This is a genomic window from Trichocoleus sp. FACHB-591 (assembly GCF_014695845.1).
Classification (GTDB): domain Bacteria; phylum Cyanobacteriota; class Cyanobacteriia; order FACHB-46; family FACHB-46; genus Trichocoleus.
Window position 1 is genome coordinate 1 of sequence record NZ_JACJPA010000056.1, and the last position, 24,486, is coordinate 24,486.

Genomic DNA, 24,486 nt, shown 5'->3' on the forward strand with positions numbered 1-24,486 from the left:
GCAAAGCTTGCAGGCTTTGACGTTGGTAGGGAGTCGGCATCCCATCGAGCAAGTGATAGATTAGTTCTTGGGCGTGGGCAAGAATGTCCATTGTTCTTGCGGTCTATTAGTTTCACGCCCTTTCTGCCACCTTTTAAGCCTTGGTGCAAGATCTGAGTATAGCCTCACTTACATTCAACTCTGCCGCTAGATCAACATCTGCTGCAAATCCTTTACCAATTAATTCTTGACCAGAACTACATTGGTTTAGAAGGGATTTGAGGTTAAGTTCAGCATGGCGATAGGCACTCACTGCAAGTTCTGCTTCAGGTGACCAGCAACCATGTAAATGAGAGATAATTGCGCCTGCTCCCACTAAATCTTCCCAACAGGGGCGGAGACTGCCATCTTGCCACTTTTCCCCAGCGGGAATAACAGCAATCCGTTGACCATAGCTCACTGCCGCTAACGCCACGGCCCGACTATTCCGCAAACATCCTGCCAGTGTGGGTGTTTCTCTAGTGGCTAGACTGAGCGTCGAACCATTCGGCGAAGGCAGCACCAAACGAGTACCTTTTGGAATCTGGCTTAAGGATGCGGGAGATAGAGAGTAAGGATTGTGGATGCCTCGTCCACCTGCTAATTCTGCACCAATAGATTTCGCAAACTCCTCAGCAGTGTCATCTCTCCAGGAATAAGGAAAGACGATCGCACCCCGACTTGTGGCAATTTCAACACAGGTGGAAAACGAGAGGACATCGACAATGATCACGACATCACTAATAGGAGCCAGTTGCTCAACGCCTCTGACTCCCCATTCGCACCGAATCTCAAAGTTAGATTGACTAAAGTAGCTCATCCAGTCGCGATCGCGCCCTATTGCTTAGCCAGCACCGCTTGAGGTGTGAATTTAGCATACTCTTCCGGTGTGAGAAACCCATCGCGGACATTTACTTGCTTGGGAATCAACTTCAAGCTGTACCACAGACCAGCAACCTCCTCTTGTTTGGTGATCACAGCTTCCGTAATGGGTTGCAGCCCATAGTTATATTTCCCGTGCATGATTTCCAAAGTGGCGGGATCAAGTTGAGTCACAGGCGCTAGCAGTTGAGCCATTTCTTTGGGATGGTTTCTAGACCAATCTTCCGTCTTTTCGAGTTCTTCCAGAAACACCTTGATCACTTCCGGATGAGCTTGATAAAACTTGCGACTTGTCGTGTAGAAATTGCGTGTATCTCGTAGGTTTTCGCCATCGATCAGAATCCGTCCTGCACCGCTTTGCTCGGCTCTAGTGATATACGGGTCCCAAATGAACCAAGCATCGACTTTGCCCTGAGAAAATGCTACGTTCGCTTCCGGCGGTGGCAGAAAGACAGACTCCACATCATTCAGTGTCAGGCCTGCTTGTTCTAAGGCTTTTACCAACAAGTAGTGACCGATAGATGCTTTTTGAAAGGCAATCCGCTTGCCCTTCAAGTCAGCCACACTCTTCACAGGTGAGTCTTTGGGTACTAGCAGCGCCACAGGCTTGCCATTGGTGTGCGTTGTGGCGACGTAGACCAACGGGGCTCCTGCCGCTTGGGCAAAAATTGCTGGAGACTCAGCGGTGTGGGCAATATCCAAACTGCCCGCATTCAGAGCCTCTAGCTGTTGGGGACCCGCAGCAAACTCGGTCCACTTCACCGTGAATCCTAGCGGCTCTAGTGCTTTGTCTAGAGTGCCTTGTTGTTCTAACACAGCTAGGGAGGACAATTGTTTAGAGCGCACCACTCGAAATTCTTGCTTCCCACCGCCGCTGTTACTAGCAGTACTGACATTGGCAGAAGTGCCCTGTGATTGAGCGGCATTATCCGACGGGGCAGTGCAACTTGCCAGAGAGGTAGAGAGGGCCAGGGAATAGCCGATACAGAATAAGGCCGATCGCCGCGTGATTTTTGAACGCTGCCAAGCTGAAAATGTTTTGTTGAGACTCCACACTGATCAATACCTAACAAAAAAGATACGTGAATCTGGAACGAGATGTTTAGCTAAAACTGGTTTAGGCAGTGACCGCGACAGGAGGCGTATAGGTAGAAGAATCTCCCTTAACCGCTTGGCTATGCTTACCATCAATCCCCACCGGGAGATCTCCGGCGATCGTGACTCGTTGCACCCGACGGGGTTGGTTTCCGTAATCCGCGATCGCATAGTGTTGAGTAGCACGGTTATCCCAGAAGGCGACATCTCCCACTTTCCAGCGCCAACGGACGGTGTTTTCTGGACGGGTGATATAGGCTTGCAGCAGCCGCAGAATATCATCGGACTCGGTGGTGGATAGTCCCTGAATCTGGCGAACAAACCCGCCAATGAATAACCCCCGCTCACCGGATTCCGGATGCACACGCACAACTGGATGCAAGCTTTCGTAAACCGTGGAGGTAAAGACTTTCCGGTAGGCTTTCAGTTCTTCCGATAAGTTGACCGCAGCTTCGGCATAGTCGTAGGCGTTGCTGTGGACTGCCCAGAGGCGATCGGCTAAGTTCCGGAGATGATCGGGTAAGTCTTGATAAGCGGTTACACTGTTGGCCCAGATGGTATCGCCACCTGCGGGAGGAATCTCGATCGCGCGTAATACAGAACCAAGGGGTGGGCGATCGACGAAAGTCACATCGGTATGCCAGTTGTTGGCACGAGCCGCAGTACGACCATAATCAAGATCCAACACTTCGGGATGTCCGGGGAGAGATGGCACAGTAGGGTGGGCCGTGGTCACTTCGCCAAAGCGCCGAGCAAAAGCAACTTGCCCGTCTGCATCTAGCGTTTGCCCCCGGAAGAAGATCACTTTGTATTGCACCAAAGCCTGGCGGATCTCCTGAATCACCTGATCACTGAGATCGGCACTGAGATCAACCCCAATGATCTTGGCTCCGATACGTCCAGCGATCGGTTTGACTTCAAAGCTTTGAGATTGAATCGTTTTGGTATCTTGGCTCAAAACTGCACTCATGATGGACTCCGATTACAAATAGGTTGGATGATTTCTAGGTGAGGGATAAGGGCGGTCGCACCCTTCAGCGATTATTTGCTAATGACATCAAGCAGAGGCACCCACTAGCTCAAGTGCATTTGCTTTCACAAACTGATTAGCAGGACGCGGCAAACCCAGATTCTCCCGCAGGGTATGACCTTCGTATTCGATGCGGAACAAACCGCGACGTTGAAGTTCTGGAATCACTAGATCGACAAACTCATCCAGCCCGCCGGGGAGGTAGGGCGGCATAATGTTGAAGCCATCGGCGGCATCGTCAACGAACCATTCTTCTAGTTGGTCAGCAATCTGCTCTGGTGTACCGAGAATCTGGCGATGTCCGCGAGCCCCTGCGATCGCCTGGTACAGTTGGCGGATGGTTAAGTTCTCTCGACGCGCTAAATCAGTCAGGAGTTTTTGGCGACTCTTACCACCGTTAGTTTCTGGCAAATCGGGCAAAGGGCCATCTAAGGGATATTGAGATAAATCAAAGCCCCCAATCATTCCACCTAGCAAAGCCAATCCAACCTGGGGATGGATTAAATCCTGAATCTGCTGGAATTTCTCTTTGGCTTCCTGCTCGGTTCTCCCGATTACCGGAAACACGCCAGGCATAATCTTGAGATGGTCGGGATTGCGGCCATACTGCACTAATCTCCCTTTAACGTCGGCATAGAATGCCTGAGCTTCCTCTAAAGTTTGTTGCGCGGTAAAGATCACCTCGGCGGTTTGGGCTGCCAGATTCTTGCCATCCTCGGATGATCCCGCTTGAATCAGCACGGGATATCCCTGAATGGGACGGGCCACATTCAAAGGGCCGCGCACAGAGAAATGAGTGCCTTTGTGGTTAGGGATATGTAACTTATCTGCTTCGAAATAAACCCCAGACGCTTGATCACGCACAAAAGCATCGTCTTCCCAACTGTCCCAAAGCTTGGTGACGACCTCCACAAACTCACGGGCTCGCTCATACCGCAGCGTATGCTCCATGTGCTTGTCGCGGTTGAAGTTGAGTGCTTCCGCTTCCGTGGCAGAAGTCACCAGATTCCAACCTGCGCGACCGCCGCTGAGATAGTCGAGAGAGGCGAATTTGCGAGCGAGATGAAACGGTTCGTTGTAGGTGGTGGAAACCGTTGCAGTGAGGCCAATCCGTTCCGTGACCGCAGACAGCGCTGACAGGAGGGTAAAAGGTTCAAAATGCACCACCTTCCCCGATCGGCTCAATTCCTCAGGAGTTTGCCCGCGATCGCGCACTGCCACGCCATCTGCCAGAAAGAGCATGTCGAATTTGCCCCGTTCTGCGGTTTGGGCAATCTGCTTATAGTGCTGAAAATTTAATCCCCCATCGGCTTGAGCCTCCGGATGTCGCCAGGACGCCACATGATGTCCCGAACCAGGCAAAAATGCCCCTAGTCTTAGCTGTCTCTTTTTACTCATGCAAGTCTCTCTCCCATTGATAGGCGATCGCCAACCAGCGCCAAGTCTGACTGTTCTTGTTTTCTAGGCGCAATCACAAACTAAAGCGATTGACTCTCGATCGCTCGTGCTCAAACAACTCAATTGGTAGTTAATTCTGGAGGGTTGTGTTCAGGAACCTGCGTAACCTCACTCCTGCTTCAATCGAGAATGATTGAAATCCACAAACTGTTAGGGTGTCGAACTAATATCGATAAAAGCATTCTCCGGTATATCTATCGATTTAGTCAAGATTAAATTTAAGGGATTGATCGGATGGTGGGCGATCGCTTCAAGCTGGTTGGTTTCCAGTATCCGGTTCAGATGGAGAAGTGGAACTGGATGTGTACTCATGCAAAGCCCCCAGCTTTCGCAGGTTGGGAAAAATTAGGGCCGTGGCGATCACAACCGCGATCGTACCCACACCCCCGCTGACCACTGCCAAGACTGGTCCCAAAAGCGCTGCGGCCAGACCTGATTCAAAGGCTCCTAACTCATTGGAGGCGCTGATGAATACACCGTTGATTGCAGCCACTCGTCCCCGCAACTCGTTAGGAGTGCGAATCTGAACCAAGGTATGACGAATGACAACGCTGATATTATCCAGCGCGCCGCTCAGAGCCAGCATCAACAGGGATAGCCAGAACCAGCGAGAAAAGCCGAAGATAATCGTCACAACGCCAAAGCCAACCACGGACCACAAGAGCGCTTGGCCTGCTTTGCGAAAGGGTGGTAGGTACGTCAGAACTGCTGCCATTAACAGTGCCCCAATCGAAGGCGCAGCTTGTAACCAGCCCAACTCAACAGGCCCAACTTTAAGGATATCTTTGGCGTAAATGGGCAACAGGGCGACTGCTCCACCCAACAGCACCGCAAACAGATCCAGAGCGATCGCCGCCAGAATCAGTTGGTTTTGCCGAACAAATTTTGCCCCTGCCGAGAGTGCCTTCACCGACAAAGGTTCGGTCGAACGAGTGGTGGAATGATCGCGCATGATGGCAACCAGACTGAAGCAGAGTAGGGCCGAGGTCGCCGCTAAAAGATAAGCTGCTGTAGCTTTGCCCTGAGCGGCGATCGCCAGCCCGCCTAAAGCAGGGCCAAAGACCGCTGCTAATTGGAAACTGCTGCTATTCCAAGTGGCAGCATTAGTGTAAGCATGGGTAGGAACCAACTCCCAACCCAACGCATCCGCCGCAGGTTTATTGAAGGCTCTAGCAATTCCGGTAACGAATAAACAGGCATAGACCAACGGAATTGCCCCTTGCGTGTAGGAGAGTACTGCCAGCCCCAGGGATGATAGACCCATGACCAGCGTTGTCAGGAGCATGATCCGTTTGCGATCGCTGCGATCGGCTAAATGCCCCGCAAACAGAGTCAAAACCATGACGGGTACGACCTGCACTAAGCCGACACCACCCAAGGCCAAAGCTGATCCAGTGCGTTCGTAAAGCTCCCAGCCGACAGCGATGTTGCGGATCTGGAAGCCAATAAACAAAAAGACCCGTGCTAGGACAAACAGCCGATAGTCGCGGAATCGGAGTGCCAGAAACGGATCAGGAGGATGGGCGAGTTCATCATTCGCCGCGCGTTTTTTTCTAAACCACATGGTGAAAAATCGAAAAATAGTGAATATTTGTTCAGGTCGAGTCAGCGGATTGTTCAAACACTTGTTTCAGGAGTGACAATCCTGCTGCGACCTGGGTGATTTCGTCATCACTGAGAGAGGTCAGCAAATCGCCGATGTATAACCGCGTCTGAGCGCGAGTTGCTTCCAGGTGTTCTTTGCCTGCTGGGGTCAACTTCAGGACCACTCGTCGTCGTTCTTCCGGGTGGTCGCAGCGATCGACAAAATCGCGCTGCACCAAACGTTCGGTATTGGCTGAGGCTGTGGCCCGCGTCACGCCCAAGTGGTCTGCCAGTTCCGACAGAGAAGCGCCGGGATTTTTATCAAGAAAGGCCAAGCTGCGGAATTGAGGCACTGAAATTTCTTCGTAAGAACCCCGCGCCCGCATATCTGCTCGAATAAACCGCATCACGAGAGGGACAGTTTCCATCACTCTCGCCGCACATTGCTCCACAACCTTTTTCCGAGCAGGTTTTCTCGATCCCATTGGACGCTGATTCTCCCCAAGCCACAGATACGATGCATGATTTAGAGCCGTCATTCTACTGTTAGATAGTAAGAATTGCCCTCTCTCTACTTTCGCTTAGATTGGGTGAAATGCTGACATTACATGCCAACTTGGGGATAAAGTCGGCCACCAATGATCGTGAAAATGGTAACCACCAGCAATAAAATGGCGCAATCTAACCCAAACCCGTAGGTACTAGAACCATTTGCTAGCATCGTGCCTCGCAGGGCATCCACCTCATAGGTGAGTGGGTTGAGATGAGAAAGCACCTGCAACCACTGGGGCATCAGAGTAATCGGATAAATGGCATTGCTGGCGAAGAAGAGAGGCATCGTCATCAGTTGCCCCATGCCGTTGAATCGCTCTCGTGACTTCACCAAACAGGCAACGATTATCGAAAAGAGGGAAAAACAGGCCGCACCGAGCAACACGATCAGCACGACTCCGGCGATCGCCACGGGGCTAGGATTTAGCTTCACCCCCAACAGCAGCGACAACAGGTAGACGATAGCCACCTGAGACAAGCTGCGAATCCCTGAAGCCAAGGCTTTGCCCAGCACCATTGCCTCCCGTGGCGTCGGGCTGACCAAAAACTTATGCACGATCCCCAGGTCTTTTTCCCAGATGATTGACATGCCGCCACTAAAAATGGAGACGAAGAGAACACTCTGAGCCAAGATTCCCGCCGCCATGAAATCCAGGTAAGGCAAATCTCCGGTGGGAATGCCGCGAATGCGGGTAAATACTTGGCCGAAAATCAGCAACCAGAGGGTGGGTTGGACCGCTCGCAAAAACAAATCACTGGGATCGTGACGGAGTTTGCGGACTTCTAGTTCTGTAATCACCAGCGTTTTGTTGATCAGTTCAGCGATCGCCCCCCACCCCCGACTCAGCGGATGCGATCTGGGCTTATCCCAACCGTTGAGTGGTGCGTCGAGTTCTTGAAGTTTCACGGTAGCTAGCTCCTGTGGTTAATTGGTCTCCGGTGTAGTGGATAAACACGTCATCCAAAGTGGCATCACGCTGATTTAGCGAGGCTTTGAGCTCAGTAGGGGAACCTGTGGTAATTACGCTGCCTTGATGCATAATGGCAACGCGCTGACATAACGCATCTGCTTCATCCAGAAAGTGGGTGGTAAGAAATACAGTGGTGCCGTAATCGGCACAAAGTTGCCGCACCAAGGCCCAAACTGAACTGCGAGCCAGCGGATCTAAGCCCACGGTGGGTTCATCCAGAAACAAAATCTGGGGACGATGCAAAATGGATTGCGCTACTTCCAGTCGCCGAATCATGCCGCCGGAATAGGTACGCACCAAGCGATCGGCAGCATCTTGCAACCCCATGAACGCCAGCAGTTCTCGAATCTGGCGATCGCGCTGACTTCGAGGAATGTCATAGAGTTTGGCGAAGATGAGCAAATTTTCATACCCCGTTAAACTGCCATCCGCCGAGAGGGCTTGCGGCACATAGCCGATGACTCGCCGGACTGCTGAAGCTTGACGGGTGACATCAAAGCCTGCGATCGCTGCTTTGCCACTGGTGGCGGGAAGCAAAGTGGTCAGCATTTTGATCACTGTACTTTTGCCTGCTCCATTCGGTCCCAACAACCCAAAGACTTCACCTGGTTGTACTGCCAGATTCACGCCATTGACTGCGGTAAATTTGCCGAAGCGACGAGTTAGAGCTTGGGTTTTCAACAGTGGACGCTGACTGACCAAAGAGGGAGCGAGTGAAAAGGCTTCTGGCTCTGGGAATCCTGCATCTTGAATCGATTGCCTCATGGATACCGTTGCTTCCTAGTTAGACTCTCTAACAATTAGTAACATATCCATTTACTAATTTATTAGATCCTCTAACAATTAGTTAACCCGATAATTTGTTCCAAAAATACTTGTATTTGCCCAGCGACTATGACATACTCCAAAGTTAATCTACGGTAAATCGGTAGATAAACAGTAGTATTTGGATGGGTACTAACCCTGTGATTGAACTTGTCAGTGCCTCTCGTTGCATCCAATGCAACTTATGTGTCACGGCTTGCCCCACCAATGTCTTTGAAAAAGTGCCTGGCAAGCCCCCCACGATCGCTCGCAAAAGTGATTGTCAGACCTGTTTTATGTGCGAATTGTATTGTCCAGTAGATGCCCTCTATGTGGCTCCTAACGCTGATGAGTCGGTGCCTGTGGATGAAGCAGAATTAGTCGCTGCAGGCTTGCTGGGGAGCTACCGAGAAGATGTGGGCTGGGGAAAGGGACGCAAAAAATAGCAGATCTCCTCCCAGCTAGAGAGTCACTATTCATTCACATAGATCATGATTCATCGACTTGGGCGACGCAAATTTCTCAATCACTTTCTCACCTCTTTGACTACCTATGCCCTGGTAGTCACGGCTGCAAGTTGTTCCTCTCAGCAAAGCCAAATTAACTCGACCGCGATCGCCAACACTGCTCCTGCTACTAGCTCAGTCGCCAAAGCTGGAGATCAGGCCGTTTTGCGAGTGGGCTTCATTAGTACCGAAAGTCGAGTGCCATTGGGTCCGGAAGGATGGGCACACCAAAAAGGCTGGTGGAACCAGGAACTAAAAAGCCTGGGGATTCAAGAAGTTCGCTTTGTGCCCTTTGATGGTGGACCCGCGCTGAATGAAGCCCTTTCCAGCGGGGCGCTAGACCTGGGCTTATATGGGGATACGCCAGCCTTGGTGGGGCGATCGGCGGGATTGCCTACGAAGCTGATCAATCAAACTCGTGTTGGTCAGGATGCCTGGTTGCTGACCAAACAAGATGGCGTGCGATCGCTGGCAGATCTCAAAGGCAAGAAGGTAGGAGTCGCTAAGGGCACTTATCTCCATCGCTATCTGATTGGTTTGCTAGAGGAGAACAAGCTCACGTCAGACGTGAAAATTATCCAAATGAAACCCGCAGAAGCCAAAGTTGCGATCGAGCGGGGAGATATTGCGGCCTATCCGTTTGCGATGGGGGTAGGGCCAACCCTGTTAGAGCAGGGATTTCGGGCGATCGACCAAGCCAGTACCCATGATGATTTGGTCGGAACCGGGGTCAGCATCGTCACAGAAGCGGCCTTAGCCAAATATCCGGAACTGCCTAAACAGTGGAACCAAACTCGGCAAAAAGCCTTGGCAGACATCAAAGCCAACTCAGAAGCTTTCTACCAATTTGCCGCCAAGGAGAGTGGAGGGTTGTCGTTGTCAGCGGCAAAAGCATCCTACCCTCTGAATCTTTACCCCACGGAACCTTTCAACGACAGAGGTTTGCAGCTCTTGAACTCGACCAAGGACTTTTTAGCAGAGCAACAGTTGTTGAAGTCTGATTTTGACATCAAAGATTGGCAAGCTGCGAATCCTTAATCCCTTTCCATATTTTGATCTTTTGATCTGAAGGAGCGAATGTATGAATCGTCAAATCACGAGTGATGCCGCTTCCAGTCATGTTTCTGGTCTTCATTTGACTGCCGATGTTTTGGTGATTGGGGGTGGACCCTCTGGCGCTTGGGCCGCTTGGAGTGCCGCCAGCAATGGAGCCAAGGTGATCTTGGTGGATAAAGGCTACTGTGGCACCAGTGGCGCAGCCGCAGCATCAGGCAATGGTGTTTGGTATGTGGCCCCCGACCCAGAGCAACGGGAAGCAGCAATGGCGAGCCGCGAGGCGATGGGTGGTTTTCTGGCCCAGCGATCGTGGATAGAACGAGTGCTCGATCGCACCTATGACAACATTAATTCTCTAGCGGATTTGGGATATTCTTTTCAGTCAGATGCCGAGGGCAAACCGATTCGGCGATCGCTGCAAGGCCCAGACTACATGCGCTTCATGCGGAAGCAGATCCGCCAGGCTGGAGTCAAAATTTTAGACCATAGTCCCGCCCTAGAATTACTGGTAGATAGCGACGGAGCCGTTGCGGGAGCCAGTGGCATCAACCGGAACACTCAAGAACCTTGGACCGTGCGAGCGGGTGCCGTTGTGATTGCCACGGGGGGATGTGCCTTCCTCAGCAAAGCCTTAGGTTGCAACGTGTTGACGGGAGATGGCTACTTGATGGCAGCCGAAGCGGGCGCTGACTTCTCCGGCATGGAATTCTCCAATGCCTATGCCATCTCTCCCGGTTTCTCCTCAGTCACCAAAACTCGTTTTTACGACTGGGCTTCCTTCACCTACGAAGACGGCACGGTGATTGAAGGCGCAGGCTCGAAGCGGGGACGCTCGGTGATTGCCAAGACATTGCTCAGCCAGCCTGTCTATGCTCGCTTGGATCAAAACATGACCGAAGAGACGAAAGCCTGGATGCGGGGATCTCAGCCCAACTTCTTTGTGGCATTCGATCGCGCTGGAATTGATCCCTTTACCCAACGCTTCCCGATCACGATGCGTCTGGAGGGCACAGTTCGCGGTACAGGCGGTATCCGCATCACCGATCGCACCTGCGCCACCTGTGTTCCTGGACTTTATGCTTCAGGAGATGCCGCCACTCGCGAACTGATCTGTGGTGGCTTTACCGGAGGAGGTAGCCACAATGCGGCCTGGGCGATGTCCTCAGGTTATTGGGCAGGACAATCTGCTGCCACCTTTGCCCAAAGCTTGGGAGAGCAAGCAACTCAGCGACGAGTGCAAGGCGTGGGGGCAGCAGGCTTACGGGGTGAGGGAGCGCGATCGCTGACTTCTCAAGAGACGATCGCCGCAACTCAGGCAGAAGTGATGCCCTACGATCGCAACCTGTTCCGCTCCGAGTCTGTGTTGAACGAGTCATTGGGTCGCTTAAACAGTTTGTGGCAGGAGATTCGTAATAGTGCCACACCCACTGCTAATGATGTGATTCGCTCGCGGGAGGCCGCGGCAATGGTAGCCACAGCTCGCTGGATGTATAGCAGCGGTTTGCAACGGCAAGAATCTCGAGGTATGCACAAACGCCTGGATTACCCTGACCAAGACCCCAACCAAAAGCACTACTTGATTAGCGGCGGCTTGGACCAAGTTTGGGTGAAAGCTGAGCCGATCCAACCTCAGGTGGCTGCACGAGAACTGGTCGCTTTATAACCTGAGACCAAAATCTATCTTTTCAGATCATGACCTTTACTGCACCTGCTCCAACTACTGCTGCTAACCTGCTACGCGATCGCTACGGTACGGCCTTTGATCTCAGCCTAGAGGCTCCTTGGAATAGTAGCCTGACGACGCTGTTATCTCACCGTTCTGTGCGTTCCTATCTCTCCAAGCCCCTTCCTAGTGGAACACTGGAAACCCTGATTGCGGCTGCCCAGTCTGCTTCCACTTCCTCCAATCTGCAAACTTGGAGCGTCGTAGCGATCGAAGAGCCAGAGCGCAAAGACCGCTTGGCCCAACTGGCAGGGAATCAAGCCCATATCCGCCAGGCTCCGCTATTTCTGGTTTGGTTAGCTGATTTGGCGCGTCCTACCCACATCGCGGCACAAAGAGGATTCGCTCACGACGGGCTGAACTATTTGGAGATGTTTTTGATGTCGGCGATCGATGCTACTCTGGCTGCCCAGAACGCTGCTGTCGCCGCAGAGTCTCTCGATTTAGGCACCGTCTACATTGGCGGCATTCGCAACCAACCCGCCGCTGTGGCCGCAGAACTGGGTTTGCCAAAACAGGTCTTCGCGGTGTTTGGGCTCTGTGTCGGTTATCCCGATCCCGCCAAACCCGCCGTGATTAAACCTCGTCTCCCTCAATCAGCGGTGTTGCATCGTGAAACCTACAACCTGGAAGCCCAAGATGTCGCAATCGCCCATTACAACGAGATCATGGCAGCCTTTTATGACCAGCAAAACATGAAGGTTGAAGGGGATTGGACCCAGCATTCTAGCGATCGCGTCGCCAGTGCTGACTCATTACGCAATCGCGCTCATCTGCATGACATTCTGCATCAGCTCGGCTTTGAGCTGCGTTAATTTATCCTTGCTATTCAGTTATGACTCTCGCCTTTAACCCGCCACCCGCTATTAGAACCTCTCTCGTAGACCAAAACACCATTCGTCGTCGTGGTACTGGTTTACGAGCCATTGACCACATGAAAACCTTTTTGGGATACACCCTATTTACGCCTTTGACTGGGCAGGGTGAAGTGTATCTAACCGATATCAAAGGAAGAATAGTGCACGAATGGAAACTGCCCTATGCACCTGGGCCTTATGGCTATCTCCTCCCCAACGGCAATCTGTTTTATAACGGCAAAGTTCCCGAAGCGCAGAGCCGTTGTCCCATGTGGTCGCTCTTTAAGGGCGGTGTGGTCTTAGAAGCCGATCGCCATGGCAACATTATCTGGGAATATCATCATCATGATCACCATCATGATGCTTGCCGACTCCGCAATGGAAACACTTTGATTTTGTGCATCGAGAAGATTCCGCGATCGCTAGTGGCTCAAGTTAAAGGCGGCATCCCTGGTACCGAAGCAGAGGGCGACATCTATGCCGATGTGATTCATGAAGTCACACCTGGCGGAGAGATTATCTGGAGTTGGCATGCTTATGAGCATCTTGATCCAGAAACCGATGTGATTAATTATCAAGATCCGCGCCACGAGTGGACTCACGGCAACTCAGTTAGAGAACTGGCAGACGGCAACATTATCCTGAGTTTTCGCAATATCTCCACCGTTGTGATTGTCGATCGCACCACTGGGAACATCATTTGGAAACTCGGCAGAGAAGTGCTGGCACAACAGCATTTCCCTCATGAACTACCAAATGGGAACCTGCTGATTTTCGACAACGGTGCACATCGCCAATACACGGCCCTCAACTATTCCCGCGTGATTGAGGTAAACCGCCAAACGCAAGCAATTGTCTGGGAGTACACAGACAATCCGCCACAAAACTTCTTCAGCCCCTACATCTCCGGGGCGCAACGCTTAGCCAACGGCAACACCCTAATTACAGAAGGCTCCTTTGGACGCTTGTTTGAAGTCACATCTGACGGTGAAGTGGTTTGGGAATATGTCAATCCGCACTTTGGCGGGCGATCGCCTGACTCTGCCCCTGTCGCACGTGGCGAACAAAATTCTGTCTTCCGTGCCTTTCGTTACACCCGTGAAGAGATTCCTTGGCTTTAGACCAAACCTCCAACCCCTTCCCTGGTAGGGGAGGAGAGCTAGATTCAAAGCCTCTCGCCTCTTAGGAGAGGCGTTTGGGCAGAGGTCTGCAAGGCTCCGTTATCTTTTTTTGGAAAAAAACATGAAATACAACAAATTAGGTGACAGCGATTTACAGGTTTCTGAAATTTGCTTAGGCACCATGACCTTTGGGCAACAGAACACCATCACTGAAGCTCATCAACAACTCGATTACGCGATCGCTCAAGGTGTCAACTTTATCGATGCCGCAGAAATGTATCCCGTACCTGTGCAGGAAGACACACAGGGTTTAACCGAAGCCTATATTGGCGAATGGCTCAGCCGTCAACAACGGGATCAACTGATTGTTGCCACCAAAATTGCTGGACCAGGACGTGATTTTCATTGGCTGCGAGATGGTGAGCAAAAGATCGATCGCAGAAACATTGAGCAGGCTGTAGACGCTAGCCTCAAACGCTTGCAAACCGATTACATCGATCTCTATCAGCTTCACTGGCCCGATCGCTATGTGCCGCGTTTTGGCGAAACAGTGTTTGACCCTCGCAAAGAGCAAGAAACAGTGGCGATCGCAGAGCAACTTGCCGTCTTTGCCGATGTGATCAAAGCAGGCAAAATTCGTCATCTCGGTCTCAGCAACGAAACTCCTTGGGGTATCTCTGAATTCAGCCACTTAGCTAAACAACTCGGTCTACCTAAAGTCGTTTCCATTCAAAATGCCTACAGTTTGGTGAATCGCGTGTTTGATGCGGCTTTGGCAGAAGCGAGCTATCGCGAAAATGTGGGGCTGCTGGCCTACAGCCCGCTGGCCTTTGGTCTGCTCTCTGGTAAATATCTCAATGGTGCTCCCAGCCATGCCCGTCTGAATCGTTTTGAAGGGTTTGGGGGACGCTATCGCAAACCTAACGTCGCAGAAGCGGTCGCTGCCTACATTGAGATCGCTCGCGCTCACAATCTCAAACCTGCTCATCTAGCATTAGCTTTTGTTCGCAGTCGTTGGTTCGTCACCAGTACCATCATCGGTGCCACCACATTGGAGCAATTACAAGAGAACTTAGACAGTGTGAACGTCACGCTCGATGAAGCAATTTTGGCTGAGATTGATGCCATTCATACCCGTTATCCCAACCCTGCACCTTAAACGAGATTAACGATGACAACTGTTCAAATTTATAGTGCTAAAGCCTGCCCTTTTGCTCACCGCACTCGGTTGGTGTTGTTAGAGAAAGGAATTGACTTCGAACTAACTGAGATTGACCTGCAAAATAAACCTGCATGGTTTTCTCAAATCTCACGTTATGGCAAAGTTCCAGCAATCAAACATGGCGATCATGAGATTGTTGAGTCTGCCATCATCAACGAATATTTAGAGGAAGTTTTTCCCGAGCCACCCCTTTTACCAAGTGAACCAGGAGTCAGAGCGATCGCCCGGATCTGGATCGACTACGCCAATACTCGCTTTGTTCCTGCATTCTCCAAACTGCTGCGGGGTAAAACCGCTCAGGAGCAAGAACAAGGAAGACAGGAATTTGAGGAATCTCTGCTGTATATCGAGCGAGAAGGATTTGGCAAATTATCAGGAGAAGGGCCTTACTGGTTTGGTAATTCCCTGAGTCTCGTCGATCTCACCTTCTATCCCTGGTTTGAACGGCTGCCGACGCTGAAAGAGTATCGCAACTTTAGCCCGCCGGCTGAGGCAACTCGCATCCAGAACTGGTGGCATGCTGTGCGCGATCGCCCCTCGGTTCAAAGTATTGAAAATCCTGTCAGCTTCTATTTAGAACGCTACGCCAGATTCGTCACTACTCCTGCCACTGCTGGAGCTGCCCGCAACTAAAAACTACAGCCCTAAATGACTTACAAGGGAGGAGATCAGCTGATCTTCTCCCTTAATATTTGTTATAGGGCAGAAAACTGACAGCTTGTAAAGCATATTTTTAACAAAAACCTAATTCTTAATCTATAAATAAACCATAAAATTGTTCTTTCTTACACTAAAAAATTGTAACTCTCAAAACCTCATTTCAATACTCAAAATGTCTAGAAATAAAGCTATTTAAATCAACTCATCAATTTCAGAAAAATGCCTTAAAAGTATAGAAATACCGAGCGAGAATGCTTGATTTTTAATTACAGCCATGCGAAACTACCATTTAGTAAATACGGTAAGTCGATTGACTTACAGTAGATTAATCGCAAAAGTCAGTTAGAGAAAGCACCTTGAAGGTAAAAACTGATAAATAAGGTGTTTTATAAGCATTGACTAGCCTATGAAAGACTTTAACCACCGCACGAATCTAAGCAAAGGCTAGAAATTTGAGCTGGATTCGCTTTCGTTTTGGAGATTTTCAATATGGGATCTGAACCTCGGGGCATGCATGTAGCGATTGAAGGAATGAAAAAATCCTTTGGTCATCAGACTGTTTTGGAAGGAATTGATCTGGAAATATTGCCTGGCGAATTTGTGGCGATCGTTGGGCGTAGTGGCTGTGGTAAAAGTACATTACTTCGCTTAGTCGCAGGACTAGATGCGCCCACAGAAGGTGATATTTACTTGAACGGAAAACGTTCTTATCGCCTTAACCCTACTGTACGCATGATGTTCCAGGATGCTCGCCTCTTACCCTGGGAGAAAGTGCTATCTAATGTGGAATTAGGTTTATTCGGCTCCAGTGGTTCTGTCCGCAGCAAAGCCTTGGAAGTGCTTCATGCAGTTGGGCTGCAAGAAAGAGCATTTGAGTGGCCTTCCGTTCTATCGGGTGGTCAACGCCAACGGATTGCCTTAGCAAGAGCCTTGGTGAGTGAACCTCCTCTCCTGCTGTTAGATGAGCCACTAGGAGCCTTAGATGCCCTGACTCGAATTGAAATGCAGCAGCTCTTGGAGAACCTTTGGCAGGAGCAGCAGTTTACCTCCCTTCTAATTACTCATGATGTCGAGGAAGCAGTGGTTCTAGCAGATCGAGTAGTGCTCATCGAGAACGGTCGCATCGCCCTGGATCATCGCATTGACCTACCACGACCGAGAGAACGAGGAAATGCCGTCTTTGCTCAAACGGTCGAGAAGATTCTACATCGGGTGATGGGTAGACCAGAGCCGAACCAGAATATCTTTGCGATCGCCTCTTAAATTTCTCGAATTGTTCCCTGCTAACCTTACTCAGTTTTTCAATGGCTACAACAATTTCTACTCCAGATCCAACCTTATTTCAAGGCGCTGCCTGGTACTATGCCCGCTATCGATCGCGCTATCCCCAAGCCCTGTTTGATCTATTAGCTGACCTCTTCAACTTGGATAGTACAGAACGATTACTGGATCTTGGTTGTGGCGCTGGATTGGTGGCAATCCCCTTTAGCAACCGGTTTGCAGAAGTCGTAGCGATCGATCCAGATGCAGAGATGTTGCAGGAAGCTCAAGCAGAAGCAAAAACACTCGACATCAATCACATTCGTCGGATACAGGATCGCGCAGAATCGATTTCTCCTGAATTAGGTCAGTTCCGCTTAGCTACGTTTGGTCGTTCTTTCCACTGGATGCAGCGAGAATTGGTTCTAGAGAAACTGTCTCCCCTGTTGTCAGAAGGCGGAGGCATTGCCATCCTCAAAACCGGAGATGATCCCTGGAATAGTTCTCTGCCCTGGAAGCAAGCCGCGATCGCCACTGTCAAGCGTTGGCTCGGGGAACGACGTCGCACAGGTCAAGCAGGCAAAGGCGTTTGGAAAAACCTAGAAGTACCTCACGAGGAAGTGCTGGCATCAAAATTTGTTCAGCAAAAAACCTTCGACCTCACCTTCGAGAAAACTTGGACTGTTGATTCTTATCTCGGTTATCTCTATTCCACTGCCTTTGCACTGCCATCCTTCTTTGGCAGCGATCGCGAAAAATTTGAGGCAGATCTGAAAGAGTCTCTACTGGCCGTTGAACCTTCAGGACACTTCACAGAAGAACTGACAGCCAGCGCCTTGGTTGCTTGGAAATAAAACCATTTCCGCATCACCACCAAATCTATGAATTTACATATTCGCATTCGTCGTCGTCGCTTCCTCCAAGTTGCACTACCTGGAATGCTAAGTTTATCGACCACTCTTGCATTAGGTAGTTGCAGCAAATCAGCCCAAAACACAGCAACTTCTAACATTAACCCCTCTGACATCAAAACCAAAGTGTTGCAGATGGGGTATCAACAAGCAGGAGATCTCGTCAGGGTTACAGGAGTATTGGAGAAACGGCTAGAGCCATTAGGCATTAAGGTGGAATGGGCTCAGTTTGCCCAAGGCCCACAACTGATGGAAGCTATGAACGTGGGCAAGGTAGATGTTGGTTCTGTGGGCGAAACACCGCCTATTTTTGCTCAAGCCGCTGGTGCAGATATTGTTTATGCTGTGGGGTCAAAGCGAACACCAGAAACAGGCCGTAGTAGTATTATTGCCGTGCCTCCAGAATCTCCGATTCAAAAGCTCGAAGACATTAAAGGGCAAGAAGTGGTGTTTCAAAAGGCATCAGCTTCTCACTATTTTATTCTGCGGGCTCTACAGGAAGTCGGTTTGAAGATTAGTGATATCAAGATCCGCAGCATGCCTAACGTAGATGCCAGAGGTGCTTTTATTGAAGGCAGAATCCCAGTTTGGGTATCAGGTGATCCCCATTATGCTTTGGCTGAAAAACTCGGTAGAATTTGCGTGATCAAGACTGCCGAAGGGTTGGATTCCCCAGGTGGATATTATATCAGCGGTCGAAAATTTGCAGAAGAAAATCCAGGACTGCTAAAGCTTGTGATCGAGGAGATCGACAAGATTGAGCAGTGGGCGACCAACCACCGCTCCGAAGCGGCAAAACTGATCGCACCAGAGCAAAAACTTTCCCTCGATGTGGCAGAGAGAATTGTTGGTCGTCGCACCTTCGGACGTAGAGCCATTAGTCCAGCGTTGATTCAGGACCAACAAAGAGTTGCAGATTTGTTTTACGAAAATGGTGTCCTGCCCAAGCCTGTCAACATTTCGACAGCTCTGCTATCGAGTGATCTCTATGCAGCGATTACCCCTACCACCATCAGTCAGCGATAGAGACTTTCAGCCAAACTAACGAATCACGATATCAGTTGTAAGAGGAATTTTTCATGGTTCTCGTTGCATCCTTTAAGTCACGGCAGCAAGGCATTCTGAAGCGAGTTCTAGCGGTTGCTGTGCCAGGTTTCATGATGATTGCAACCACGATCGCAGGTTGCACGGGCCAAGCTCCCAATGCCCAAAACTCCATCAACAAAACCAACTCACCTGGCACTGGTATTAAGACCAAAGTGGTTCATGTAGGTTATCAATCCTCTGGTGACATCGTTAGATTGAAAGGTGTTTTAGAGAAGCGGTTAGAGCCATTAGGAGTCAAGGTAGAGTGGGCACAGTTTCCCGCTGGACCGCAACTGATGGAAGCCATGAATGTCGGCAAAGTAGATATCGGTTCGGCAGGAGAAACACCACCCATCTTTGCTCAAGCGGCAGGAGCCTCTCTGGTTTATTTGGCAGGTCGGCAACCTTCCACAGGTGAAGGCAGTGGTATTGTCGTTCCCAGGGATTCACCGATTCAAACGGTTGCCGATCTCAAAGGGAAACGCGTCATCTTCCAAAAAGGCTCTGCCTCTCACTATCTCTTGGTGAAAGCCCTGGATGAAGTAGGGCTGAAGTATAACGATGTCCAAGCCGTAAGTATGCCACCAGGAGATGTCCGAGAAGCCTTTATTCAAGGCAAAGTCGAAGCTTGGGTGACTTGGGACCCCCACCTAGCGATCGCGCAAAAAATTGCTAATGGCCGAGTTCTCAGGGATGCCAAAGGAATTGCTACTCAGGGTGGATTCTACCTGGCTTCTAAACAGTTTGCCAAGGAAAATCCAGAATTGGTGCGGCTGATTTTAGAGGAAGTTGACAAACTGGGGCAATGGGCAGAAGCCAACCCCCAAGAAGTTGCTCAGCTTCTAGAACCAGAGTTAAAGCTAGATATTTCACTTTTAGAAACAGTGAGTCAGCGGCGGCGATATCGCCTCAGACCCATTACGCCTGAGCTAATTGCTGAGCAGCAAAGAATTGCTGATTTGTTCTACAGCAATAAGGTGTTGCCCAAACAAATTGATCTCAAAGAGGCCACACTCACACCTGAGGAGTATGCAGTCATTACTCCAACCACCATCAGCCAAAAATAACTCCTGGCCTCGATAGCACAATCATCTTTAGTCCCCTCTTCTTTGTCTTTACCGCGTCCTATGGTTAACTACAAACTTGATGCCAGACGATCTTCAGTGAGTCGTCATTCTTTCGCCGCCAAGTTGGCTGTTCTGCTCAGCGATCGCCGTATCCAAGCCTTGATTCCCTGGGCTTTTCCAGTCTTTATTCTCATTGTGTGGCAATTGTTCTCCTCGTTCGGAATCATTCCTACCCGAATCCTCCCTGCACCCCTAGCCGTGGTCACAGCAGCAATCCGCCTTAGTCAAACTGGAGAGTTGTTCGTCAATATTGGTGTGAGTGCGAGACGGGCGATCGCAGGCTTCATCATTGGTGGCAGTATCGGGTTCCTCCTAGGATTGTTCAATGGCATCTCCCCAATTGCTGAGAAGCTATTTGATACCTCCGTCCAAATGCTACGCACCATTCCCAACTTGGCACTGCTACCACTGGTAATTCTGTGGTTTGGCATTGGGGAAGAAGCCAGACTGTTTCTAGTTGCCTTGGGGGTAATGTTTCCCATCTACCTAAATACCTTCCATGGTATCCGCAATGTCGATCCAGGCTTAATTGAGATGGGGAGAGTCTACGGACTCAATACCGGGGCTTTATTCTGGCGAATCATCTTACCAGGAGCTATGTCATCTATTTTGGTCGGCATTCGCTTCTCCTTAGGAATTATGTGGTTGACCTTAATCGTCGCCGAAACAATCGCGGCTGATTCAGGCATTGGCTACATGGCCACAAACGCCAGAGAATTTATGCAAACAGATGTCGTTGTTCTAGCAATTGTCATGTATGCCCTCTTCGGTAAGTTAGCGGATGCGATCGCCAAAGCCTTGGAACGCAGGTGGCTCCAATGGAATCCCACTTATCTAAAGACTTAAAGGAAGTCATTACCCTTCTCTCAAAAAACTTCCGATGATAGCTATCCATCGTCAGATCTTTCTTTGCAAATAGGAAAAAGTGTGAGAATGCTCATAGAGCTTGTGATTAAGCGATCGCCCTCTTTCCTGATTCACCCTGAAAAAGTGGCGAACTTTAGGAAAGTATAAGGTCTATGCGAAGGGTCATGACTGTATGTTTTGTAGCTAAGCAGAGGACAAAAGCTTGCAAATGGTTACAAGGAAAGGGTTCCATGAGAATTACCACATTCAGAGCATGAAACCCTGATGCATCAGATTACTCTACTTCGAGACGCCTTGCGTCCCCACCTCGCTTGGCATGGAGTCAGACTGAGTTTTCTTGCCGCTTTTCTGATCGCTCTGCTGCGAGTTAAAACTATTAACTTTGCTGAACTTGCAACTGCCTTCGGCGGCAGGGCTCAAACTGATTCGCACTATAAACGCCTCCAGAGATTCTTTCGCGACTATGAAATGGATTATGCTGAGATTGCCCAGGTGGTCGTTGCTCTGATGGCGATTCCAGAACCGTGGGTGCTCTCCATTGACCGGACGCAGTGGCAATTTGGGGAACGCATCTTCAACATTCTGATGCTGGGGGTGGTGCATGAAGGAGTGGCTTTTCCTTTGGTGTGGTGCTTGCTCGACAAACGGGGCAATTCCAACACGGATGAGCGCATGAACTTGTTCAACCAGTTTCTGGAGCGCTTTGGAGAGCGAGACATTGCTTGTCTCTCAAGAAACACTTTCGACCGTAGAAGATTGGGGTACAACTTCAAAGCCGAGAGACTGAGCTGTTTTCTTCAGGTGTTTAACTAGGCGTTCTCGGTATTTTTGCTCGTAATAGTCTGCTCCGGGGTCGGCGTAGGTTCCCCCGCTAGACCAGAGCTTGTAAAACAGACGAGCAATCTTATGAGCCGTGGCTGTGATTGCCTTAGGGGCTCCTAAACGAGACCGTAGGCGTCGATAAAACGCCCCTAAGGCTGAGTGGCTATGACTAACCGCTTGAGCCGCTAACCGAAAAGCATTCGCGGCCCGATTCACCACCGAGCGAGTCTGAGAACTCAGCGACTTGCCTCCGGTAATCCGCGCTCCTGGACATAATCCCAGCCAGGAACAAAAGTGCTTGACACTGGGAAAACGCTTAGGGTCTAAGCCCACCTCAGAGAGAATCGTCTGAACACTCAACGCATCGAGTCCATTAACCTGGGTGAAATCGATGCCACTCACTCGATATAACTGCCCCCGCAAGTCAAAGACAGGCGCATTTTGAGTCGTCTTCCGCCGTTTGTTCTTCGCACTCGGTGGCGGTTGGTCAGTTTTGCTATCAAAGCTCATCAGACACTGCTCAATTTGTCCGTCACAAGCCGCAATCTGCTGCTGATGCAGATCATAGAGTGCTAACTCTTGTTGCAGAATGAACACTAATTCAGCCCGGTAGTTGCCGCTGAGCGCCTTAGCGATCTCGTCCTGGCTGCTGCGGATGCGCGAGTGCTTGAGGGCGGCTAAGATTTGAGGATCACGCTCTCCGGCGACAATGGCTCGAATAATGGACATCCCTGTTAAGCCGGTAATGTCGCTAATCACCTTGTGCAGATGCAGATTCATTTGGATTAAGGCATGTTGCATGCGTTGAATATGCACAGCTGCACTTTGAATCAGCCGCTCTCGTTGGCGGACATAGCTTCGTAGTACATACACTTGGTCATCAGGACGGAATGAACCAGCGAGCAAGCCATAGGTGTGTAACTTTTGGAGCCATTGGCAATCAAGCACATCGCTTTTACGTCCAGGAACGGTTTTGAGATGGTGAGCATTCACCAGTTTGACCTCTAACCCCATAGACTCCAGAATCTGAAAGACGGGAATCCAATAGACTCCCGTGGATTCCATGGCGACGGTGGTCACCCCACAACGCTTCAACCACTCTGCCATGGCTTGTAAGTCAGGGGTAAAGCACCCAAAGGAGCGGACATTGCTTTCAGCTCTTCCAGTAGGCACACAAACCCAATGCTCAGCAGACCCTACATCAATTCCTGCGGCATGGAGATTGAGTTGCTCAAGATGAGCGAATTCGGGAGGTAAGGCTTGAGGTTCGGCTAGCTGAGGCTTGCCAATCTGCGAAGTCTTTTTCATAGTGCTCCTCATCACGATGAACCTCCTGAGTGGGGGCAGGGTTAATGGCTAATCTCTCAAACGGGATAGGCTGTGAGCCTTCACCAATCTCATGGCCAGTTCTCCCCAGAACCACGCTCCTAATCAGACCTGGAAGGGTACTATTGACGTCTCGGTTTGCTGACTCAGGATTATCTCTACAATACTTCTATAGATTGCGTGCAGGAGTGTTTCTCCCATTCATGCTCAGGGCAAAACTGCCCTAGTAAGGCGCTCCTAAGAAACACACTCTTGAAGAATCGGTTGAGCAATGAGATCAAAGCCAAGTGCTTGAGCCTTCTTCTTGAGATGCTTGATGACCCGTTCTTGATGTTGGCGTTCGTATGCATTCGTCCCAGAATCTACATAAGTAGCTGGGACTAACCAAGCATAAGATGGCATAGAACCTCTAAACAGAGCTTTCCATCTTTATGCCTGCTCCCATTCGGATTAGCTTAAGCGAGGCAGAAGATTCGATGTTGAGTGAGTTGCGAGTTGCCCAAATGGTACCGCAACGAACGCGGGATCGCGCCCATATGGTTCGCTTAAATGTACAGGGATGGAACGTCCCTGCGATTGCTGAGATTTATGAGTGTCATGAGCATACCGTTAGAGCCACTTTGCGACGCTGGCAAGCAGGCGGATTGAGTGGGTTATGGGAAGCGCCAGGATGAGGCGCGAAAGCGACCTGGAGTGAAGCTGACAAGCAACTGCTAGAGACGTGGGTTGAGGACGACCCTCGAACCTACAACAGCACTCAACTCGCCCATAAACTGCAACAACAAAAGCAAATCACCCTCTCGCCCGATTGGATTCGACGGGGATGAAAAAAGGGGTTTCGTTGGAAACGCACCCGCCATAGTCAGCGAAACAAACAGGACTTGCTCCAGAAGCAATCCAAGCAAGCAGACTTAGAACTGTTGCAGCAAGCAGCACAAGAGCAACACATCGAGCTGAAGTATTTAGATGAATCGGGCTTTTGCCTGTGGAGCCCAGCCAGCTACAGCTACAGTCGCATCGGGAAACAGAAATGCCTGGAACAAACCCAGCACCGCTACGGCAGCCGGATTAGCATTTTGGGGCTTTGGCAACCCGACAAACACTTCGAGTATGCACTGGTGCAAGGAGGATTTAAGAGCGCAAGCTACATTAGGGTAATGGATTGGGTTGCTGCAACTGCGGCAGAAACAATCCAACAAACGGGACGGCTCACCGTTATCGTGCAAGACAATGGACCGATTCACACCAGTAAAGTGGTTCGTCAACAATGGGCACGGTGGCAAGAGCAAGGATTATTCATTTTCTTTTTGCCTGCTTATGGCTCACCGATGAATCTCATCGAAGCACAGTGGCGTCAACTCAAAGCGCATGAAATTGCAAGACGAATGTTTGACAACGAATATGATTTAGCTCTGGCTGTGATAGATGGCATGGATATTAAATGTCAAGAGGATAGACGTGTCGCGACAGAGACTTGGTGAGTGGGTGTTGTCAATCGAGACCTCAGATCGCAACGACAATCAGGGATCGCGACGACAACTACAGATC

Annotated in this window: 22 protein-coding genes and 2 pseudogenes; 14 read left to right on the forward strand and 10 right to left on the reverse strand. The window is 50.2% G+C overall.

The genetic code is table 11. The features are described 5' to 3' along the window. Positions 1 to 133 precede the first annotated feature (133 nt). The 8 genes from H6F90_RS11455 to H6F90_RS11490 form a co-directional block, all read right to left on the reverse strand. Entirely contained in the window at positions 134 to 838 is a 705-nt protein-coding gene (locus H6F90_RS11455; RefSeq protein WP_190552608.1) for a 2-phosphosulfolactate phosphatase, read from the reverse strand. Positions 839 to 855: 17 nt separating this feature from the next. After that, the gene (locus H6F90_RS11460) at positions 856 to 1,956 is read right to left on the reverse strand and encodes an aliphatic sulfonate ABC transporter substrate-binding protein (RefSeq protein ID WP_190552609.1); all 1,101 of its coding nucleotides are present in this window, start codon (positions 1,954 to 1,956) and stop codon (positions 856 to 858) included. Positions 1,957 to 2,017: 61 nt separating this feature from the next. Beyond that, positions 2,018 to 2,965 (reverse strand): TauD/TfdA family dioxygenase, encoded by a 948-nt coding sequence (locus tag H6F90_RS11465; protein WP_199295871.1) that lies wholly within the window; start codon positions 2,963 to 2,965, stop codon positions 2,018 to 2,020. Between the two features lie 87 nt (positions 2,966 to 3,052). Beyond that, positions 3,053 to 4,423 carry an LLM class flavin-dependent oxidoreductase gene (locus tag H6F90_RS11470; protein ID WP_190552610.1) on the reverse strand — a complete coding sequence of 457 codons (1,371 nt, stop codon included), beginning with the start codon at positions 4,421 to 4,423 and terminating at the stop codon, positions 3,053 to 3,055. A gap of 310 nt (positions 4,424 to 4,733) precedes the next feature. Continuing rightward, on the reverse strand, positions 4,734 to 6,047 hold the full coding sequence (locus H6F90_RS11475) for an MFS transporter (RefSeq protein WP_190552611.1): 1,314 nt from the start codon (positions 6,045 to 6,047) through the stop codon (positions 4,734 to 4,736). Positions 6,048 to 6,078: 31 nt separating this feature from the next. Next, positions 6,079 to 6,552 carry a MarR family winged helix-turn-helix transcriptional regulator gene (locus tag H6F90_RS11480; RefSeq protein WP_190552612.1) on the reverse strand — a complete coding sequence of 158 codons (474 nt, stop codon included), beginning with the start codon at positions 6,550 to 6,552 and terminating at the stop codon, positions 6,079 to 6,081. A gap of 119 nt (positions 6,553 to 6,671) precedes the next feature. Further along, on the reverse strand, positions 6,672 to 7,526 hold the full coding sequence (locus tag H6F90_RS11485) for an ABC transporter permease (RefSeq protein ID WP_190552613.1): 855 nt from the start codon (positions 7,524 to 7,526) through the stop codon (positions 6,672 to 6,674). Then, positions 7,483 to 8,355: an ATP-binding cassette domain-containing protein gene (locus tag H6F90_RS11490; RefSeq protein WP_190552614.1), complete on the reverse strand. Its 873-nt coding sequence runs from the start codon at positions 8,353 to 8,355 to the stop codon at positions 7,483 to 7,485. The genes H6F90_RS11485 and H6F90_RS11490 overlap by 44 nt, the downstream gene beginning before the upstream one ends. 185 nt (positions 8,356 to 8,540) lie before the next feature. Here H6F90_RS11490 and H6F90_RS11495 point away from each other — a divergent pair, with 185 nt between their 5' ends. From H6F90_RS11495 to H6F90_RS11555, 13 genes and pseudogenes are all read left to right on the forward strand, one after another. Further along, entirely contained in the window at positions 8,541 to 8,840 is a 300-nt protein-coding gene (locus H6F90_RS11495) for a 4Fe-4S binding protein (protein ID WP_199295872.1), read from the forward strand. Positions 8,841 to 8,885: 45 nt separating this feature from the next. After that, positions 8,886 to 9,938 (forward strand): ABC transporter substrate-binding protein, encoded by a 1,053-nt coding sequence (locus H6F90_RS11500; RefSeq protein ID WP_190552615.1) that lies wholly within the window; start codon positions 8,886 to 8,888, stop codon positions 9,936 to 9,938. Between the two features lie 43 nt (positions 9,939 to 9,981). Beyond that, a complete protein-coding gene (locus tag H6F90_RS11505; protein ID WP_190552616.1) occupies positions 9,982 to 11,619 on the forward strand; it encodes an FAD-dependent oxidoreductase in 1,638 nt (545 codons plus the stop codon). A 29-nt stretch (positions 11,620 to 11,648) separates the two neighbouring features. Then, positions 11,649 to 12,494, forward strand: coding sequence for an NADPH-dependent oxidoreductase (locus H6F90_RS11510; RefSeq protein ID WP_190552617.1), 846 nt, complete (start codon positions 11,649 to 11,651; stop codon positions 12,492 to 12,494). A gap of 20 nt (positions 12,495 to 12,514) precedes the next feature. Next, on the forward strand, positions 12,515 to 13,657 hold the full coding sequence (locus H6F90_RS11515; protein ID WP_190552618.1) for an aryl-sulfate sulfotransferase: 1,143 nt from the start codon (positions 12,515 to 12,517) through the stop codon (positions 13,655 to 13,657). Between the two features lie 121 nt (positions 13,658 to 13,778). Continuing rightward, on the forward strand, positions 13,779 to 14,816 hold the full coding sequence (locus tag H6F90_RS11520) for an NADP(H)-dependent aldo-keto reductase (protein WP_190552619.1): 1,038 nt from the start codon (positions 13,779 to 13,781) through the stop codon (positions 14,814 to 14,816). 12 nt (positions 14,817 to 14,828) lie between these two features. Next, entirely contained in the window at positions 14,829 to 15,512 is a 684-nt protein-coding gene (locus H6F90_RS11525; protein WP_190552620.1) for a glutathione S-transferase family protein, read from the forward strand. A gap of 516 nt (positions 15,513 to 16,028) precedes the next feature. Continuing rightward, a complete protein-coding gene (locus H6F90_RS11530; protein ID WP_190552621.1) occupies positions 16,029 to 16,802 on the forward strand; it encodes an ATP-binding cassette domain-containing protein in 774 nt (257 codons plus the stop codon). Between the two features lie 41 nt (positions 16,803 to 16,843). Further along, complete coding sequence (locus tag H6F90_RS11535; RefSeq protein ID WP_190552622.1) at positions 16,844 to 17,653, forward strand: bifunctional 2-polyprenyl-6-hydroxyphenol methylase/3-demethylubiquinol 3-O-methyltransferase UbiG; 810 nt, start codon at positions 16,844 to 16,846, stop codon at positions 17,651 to 17,653. Between the two features lie 27 nt (positions 17,654 to 17,680). Beyond that, the gene (locus H6F90_RS11540) at positions 17,681 to 18,736 is read left to right on the forward strand and encodes an aliphatic sulfonate ABC transporter substrate-binding protein (RefSeq protein ID WP_190552623.1); all 1,056 of its coding nucleotides are present in this window, start codon (positions 17,681 to 17,683) and stop codon (positions 18,734 to 18,736) included. A 53-nt stretch (positions 18,737 to 18,789) separates the two neighbouring features. Then, positions 18,790 to 19,863, forward strand: a complete 1,074-nt coding sequence (locus H6F90_RS11545) for a sulfonate ABC transporter substrate-binding protein (RefSeq protein ID WP_190552624.1) — start codon at positions 18,790 to 18,792, stop codon at positions 19,861 to 19,863. Positions 19,864 to 19,959: 96 nt separating this feature from the next. Continuing rightward, entirely contained in the window at positions 19,960 to 20,769 is an 810-nt protein-coding gene (ssuC, locus tag H6F90_RS11550) for an aliphatic sulfonate ABC transporter permease SsuC (protein ID WP_370588001.1), read from the forward strand. A 285-nt stretch (positions 20,770 to 21,054) separates the two neighbouring features. Further along, positions 21,055 to 21,486 (forward strand): annotated as a pseudogene (locus tag H6F90_RS11555) (IS4 family transposase); the annotation flags it as partial. Between the two features lie 33 nt (positions 21,487 to 21,519). On the opposite strand, the gene H6F90_RS11560 reads toward H6F90_RS11555, so the two are convergent. After that, positions 21,520 to 22,920 (reverse strand): IS110 family transposase, encoded by a 1,401-nt coding sequence (locus tag H6F90_RS11560; protein WP_242024429.1) that lies wholly within the window; start codon positions 22,918 to 22,920, stop codon positions 21,520 to 21,522. Between the two features lie 255 nt (positions 22,921 to 23,175). After that, positions 23,176 to 23,340, reverse strand: a complete 165-nt coding sequence (locus H6F90_RS11565; RefSeq protein ID WP_190552627.1) for a hypothetical protein — start codon at positions 23,338 to 23,340, stop codon at positions 23,176 to 23,178. A gap of 29 nt (positions 23,341 to 23,369) precedes the next feature. Here H6F90_RS11565 and H6F90_RS11570 point away from each other — a divergent pair. Beyond that, positions 23,370 to 24,419: pseudogene (locus H6F90_RS11570) on the forward strand (IS630 family transposase). Positions 24,420 to 24,486 lie beyond the last annotated feature (67 nt).

Coding starts and splice junctions, on each gene's coding strand:
- H6F90_RS11455 (WP_190552608.1), bottom strand. CDS start 838: ATGAGCTACTTTAGTCAATCTAACTTTGAGATTCGGTGCGAATGGGGA.
- H6F90_RS11465 (WP_199295871.1), bottom strand. CDS start 2,965: ATGAGTGCAGTTTTGAGCCAAGATACCAAAACGATTCAATCTCAAAGC.
- H6F90_RS11470 (WP_190552610.1), bottom strand. CDS start 4,423: ATGAGTAAAAAGAGACAGCTAAGACTAGGGGCATTTTTGCCTGGTTCG.
- H6F90_RS11475 (WP_190552611.1), bottom strand. CDS start 6,047: ATGTGGTTTAGAAAAAAACGCGCGGCGAATGATGAACTCGCCCATCCT.
- H6F90_RS11480 (WP_190552612.1), bottom strand. CDS start 6,552: ATGGGATCGAGAAAACCTGCTCGGAAAAAGGTTGTGGAGCAATGTGCG.
- H6F90_RS11490 (WP_190552614.1), bottom strand. CDS start 8,355: ATGAGGCAATCGATTCAAGATGCAGGATTCCCAGAGCCAGAAGCCTTT.
- H6F90_RS11495 (WP_199295872.1), top strand. CDS start 8,541: ATGGGTACTAACCCTGTGATTGAACTTGTCAGTGCCTCTCGTTGCATC.
- H6F90_RS11500 (WP_190552615.1), top strand. CDS start 8,886: ATGATTCATCGACTTGGGCGACGCAAATTTCTCAATCACTTTCTCACC.
- H6F90_RS11505 (WP_190552616.1), top strand. CDS start 9,982: ATGAATCGTCAAATCACGAGTGATGCCGCTTCCAGTCATGTTTCTGGT.
- H6F90_RS11510 (WP_190552617.1), top strand. CDS start 11,649: ATGACCTTTACTGCACCTGCTCCAACTACTGCTGCTAACCTGCTACGC.
- H6F90_RS11515 (WP_190552618.1), top strand. CDS start 12,515: ATGACTCTCGCCTTTAACCCGCCACCCGCTATTAGAACCTCTCTCGTA.
- H6F90_RS11520 (WP_190552619.1), top strand. CDS start 13,779: ATGAAATACAACAAATTAGGTGACAGCGATTTACAGGTTTCTGAAATT.
- H6F90_RS11525 (WP_190552620.1), top strand. CDS start 14,829: ATGACAACTGTTCAAATTTATAGTGCTAAAGCCTGCCCTTTTGCTCAC.
- H6F90_RS11530 (WP_190552621.1), top strand. CDS start 16,029: ATGGGATCTGAACCTCGGGGCATGCATGTAGCGATTGAAGGAATGAAA.
- H6F90_RS11535 (WP_190552622.1), top strand. CDS start 16,844: ATGGCTACAACAATTTCTACTCCAGATCCAACCTTATTTCAAGGCGCT.
- H6F90_RS11540 (WP_190552623.1), top strand. CDS start 17,681: ATGAATTTACATATTCGCATTCGTCGTCGTCGCTTCCTCCAAGTTGCA.
- H6F90_RS11545 (WP_190552624.1), top strand. CDS start 18,790: ATGGTTCTCGTTGCATCCTTTAAGTCACGGCAGCAAGGCATTCTGAAG.
- H6F90_RS11560 (WP_242024429.1), bottom strand. CDS start 22,920: ATGAAAAAGACTTCGCAGATTGGCAAGCCTCAGCTAGCCGAACCTCAA.
- H6F90_RS11565 (WP_190552627.1), bottom strand. CDS start 23,340: ATGCCATCTTATGCTTGGTTAGTCCCAGCTACTTATGTAGATTCTGGG.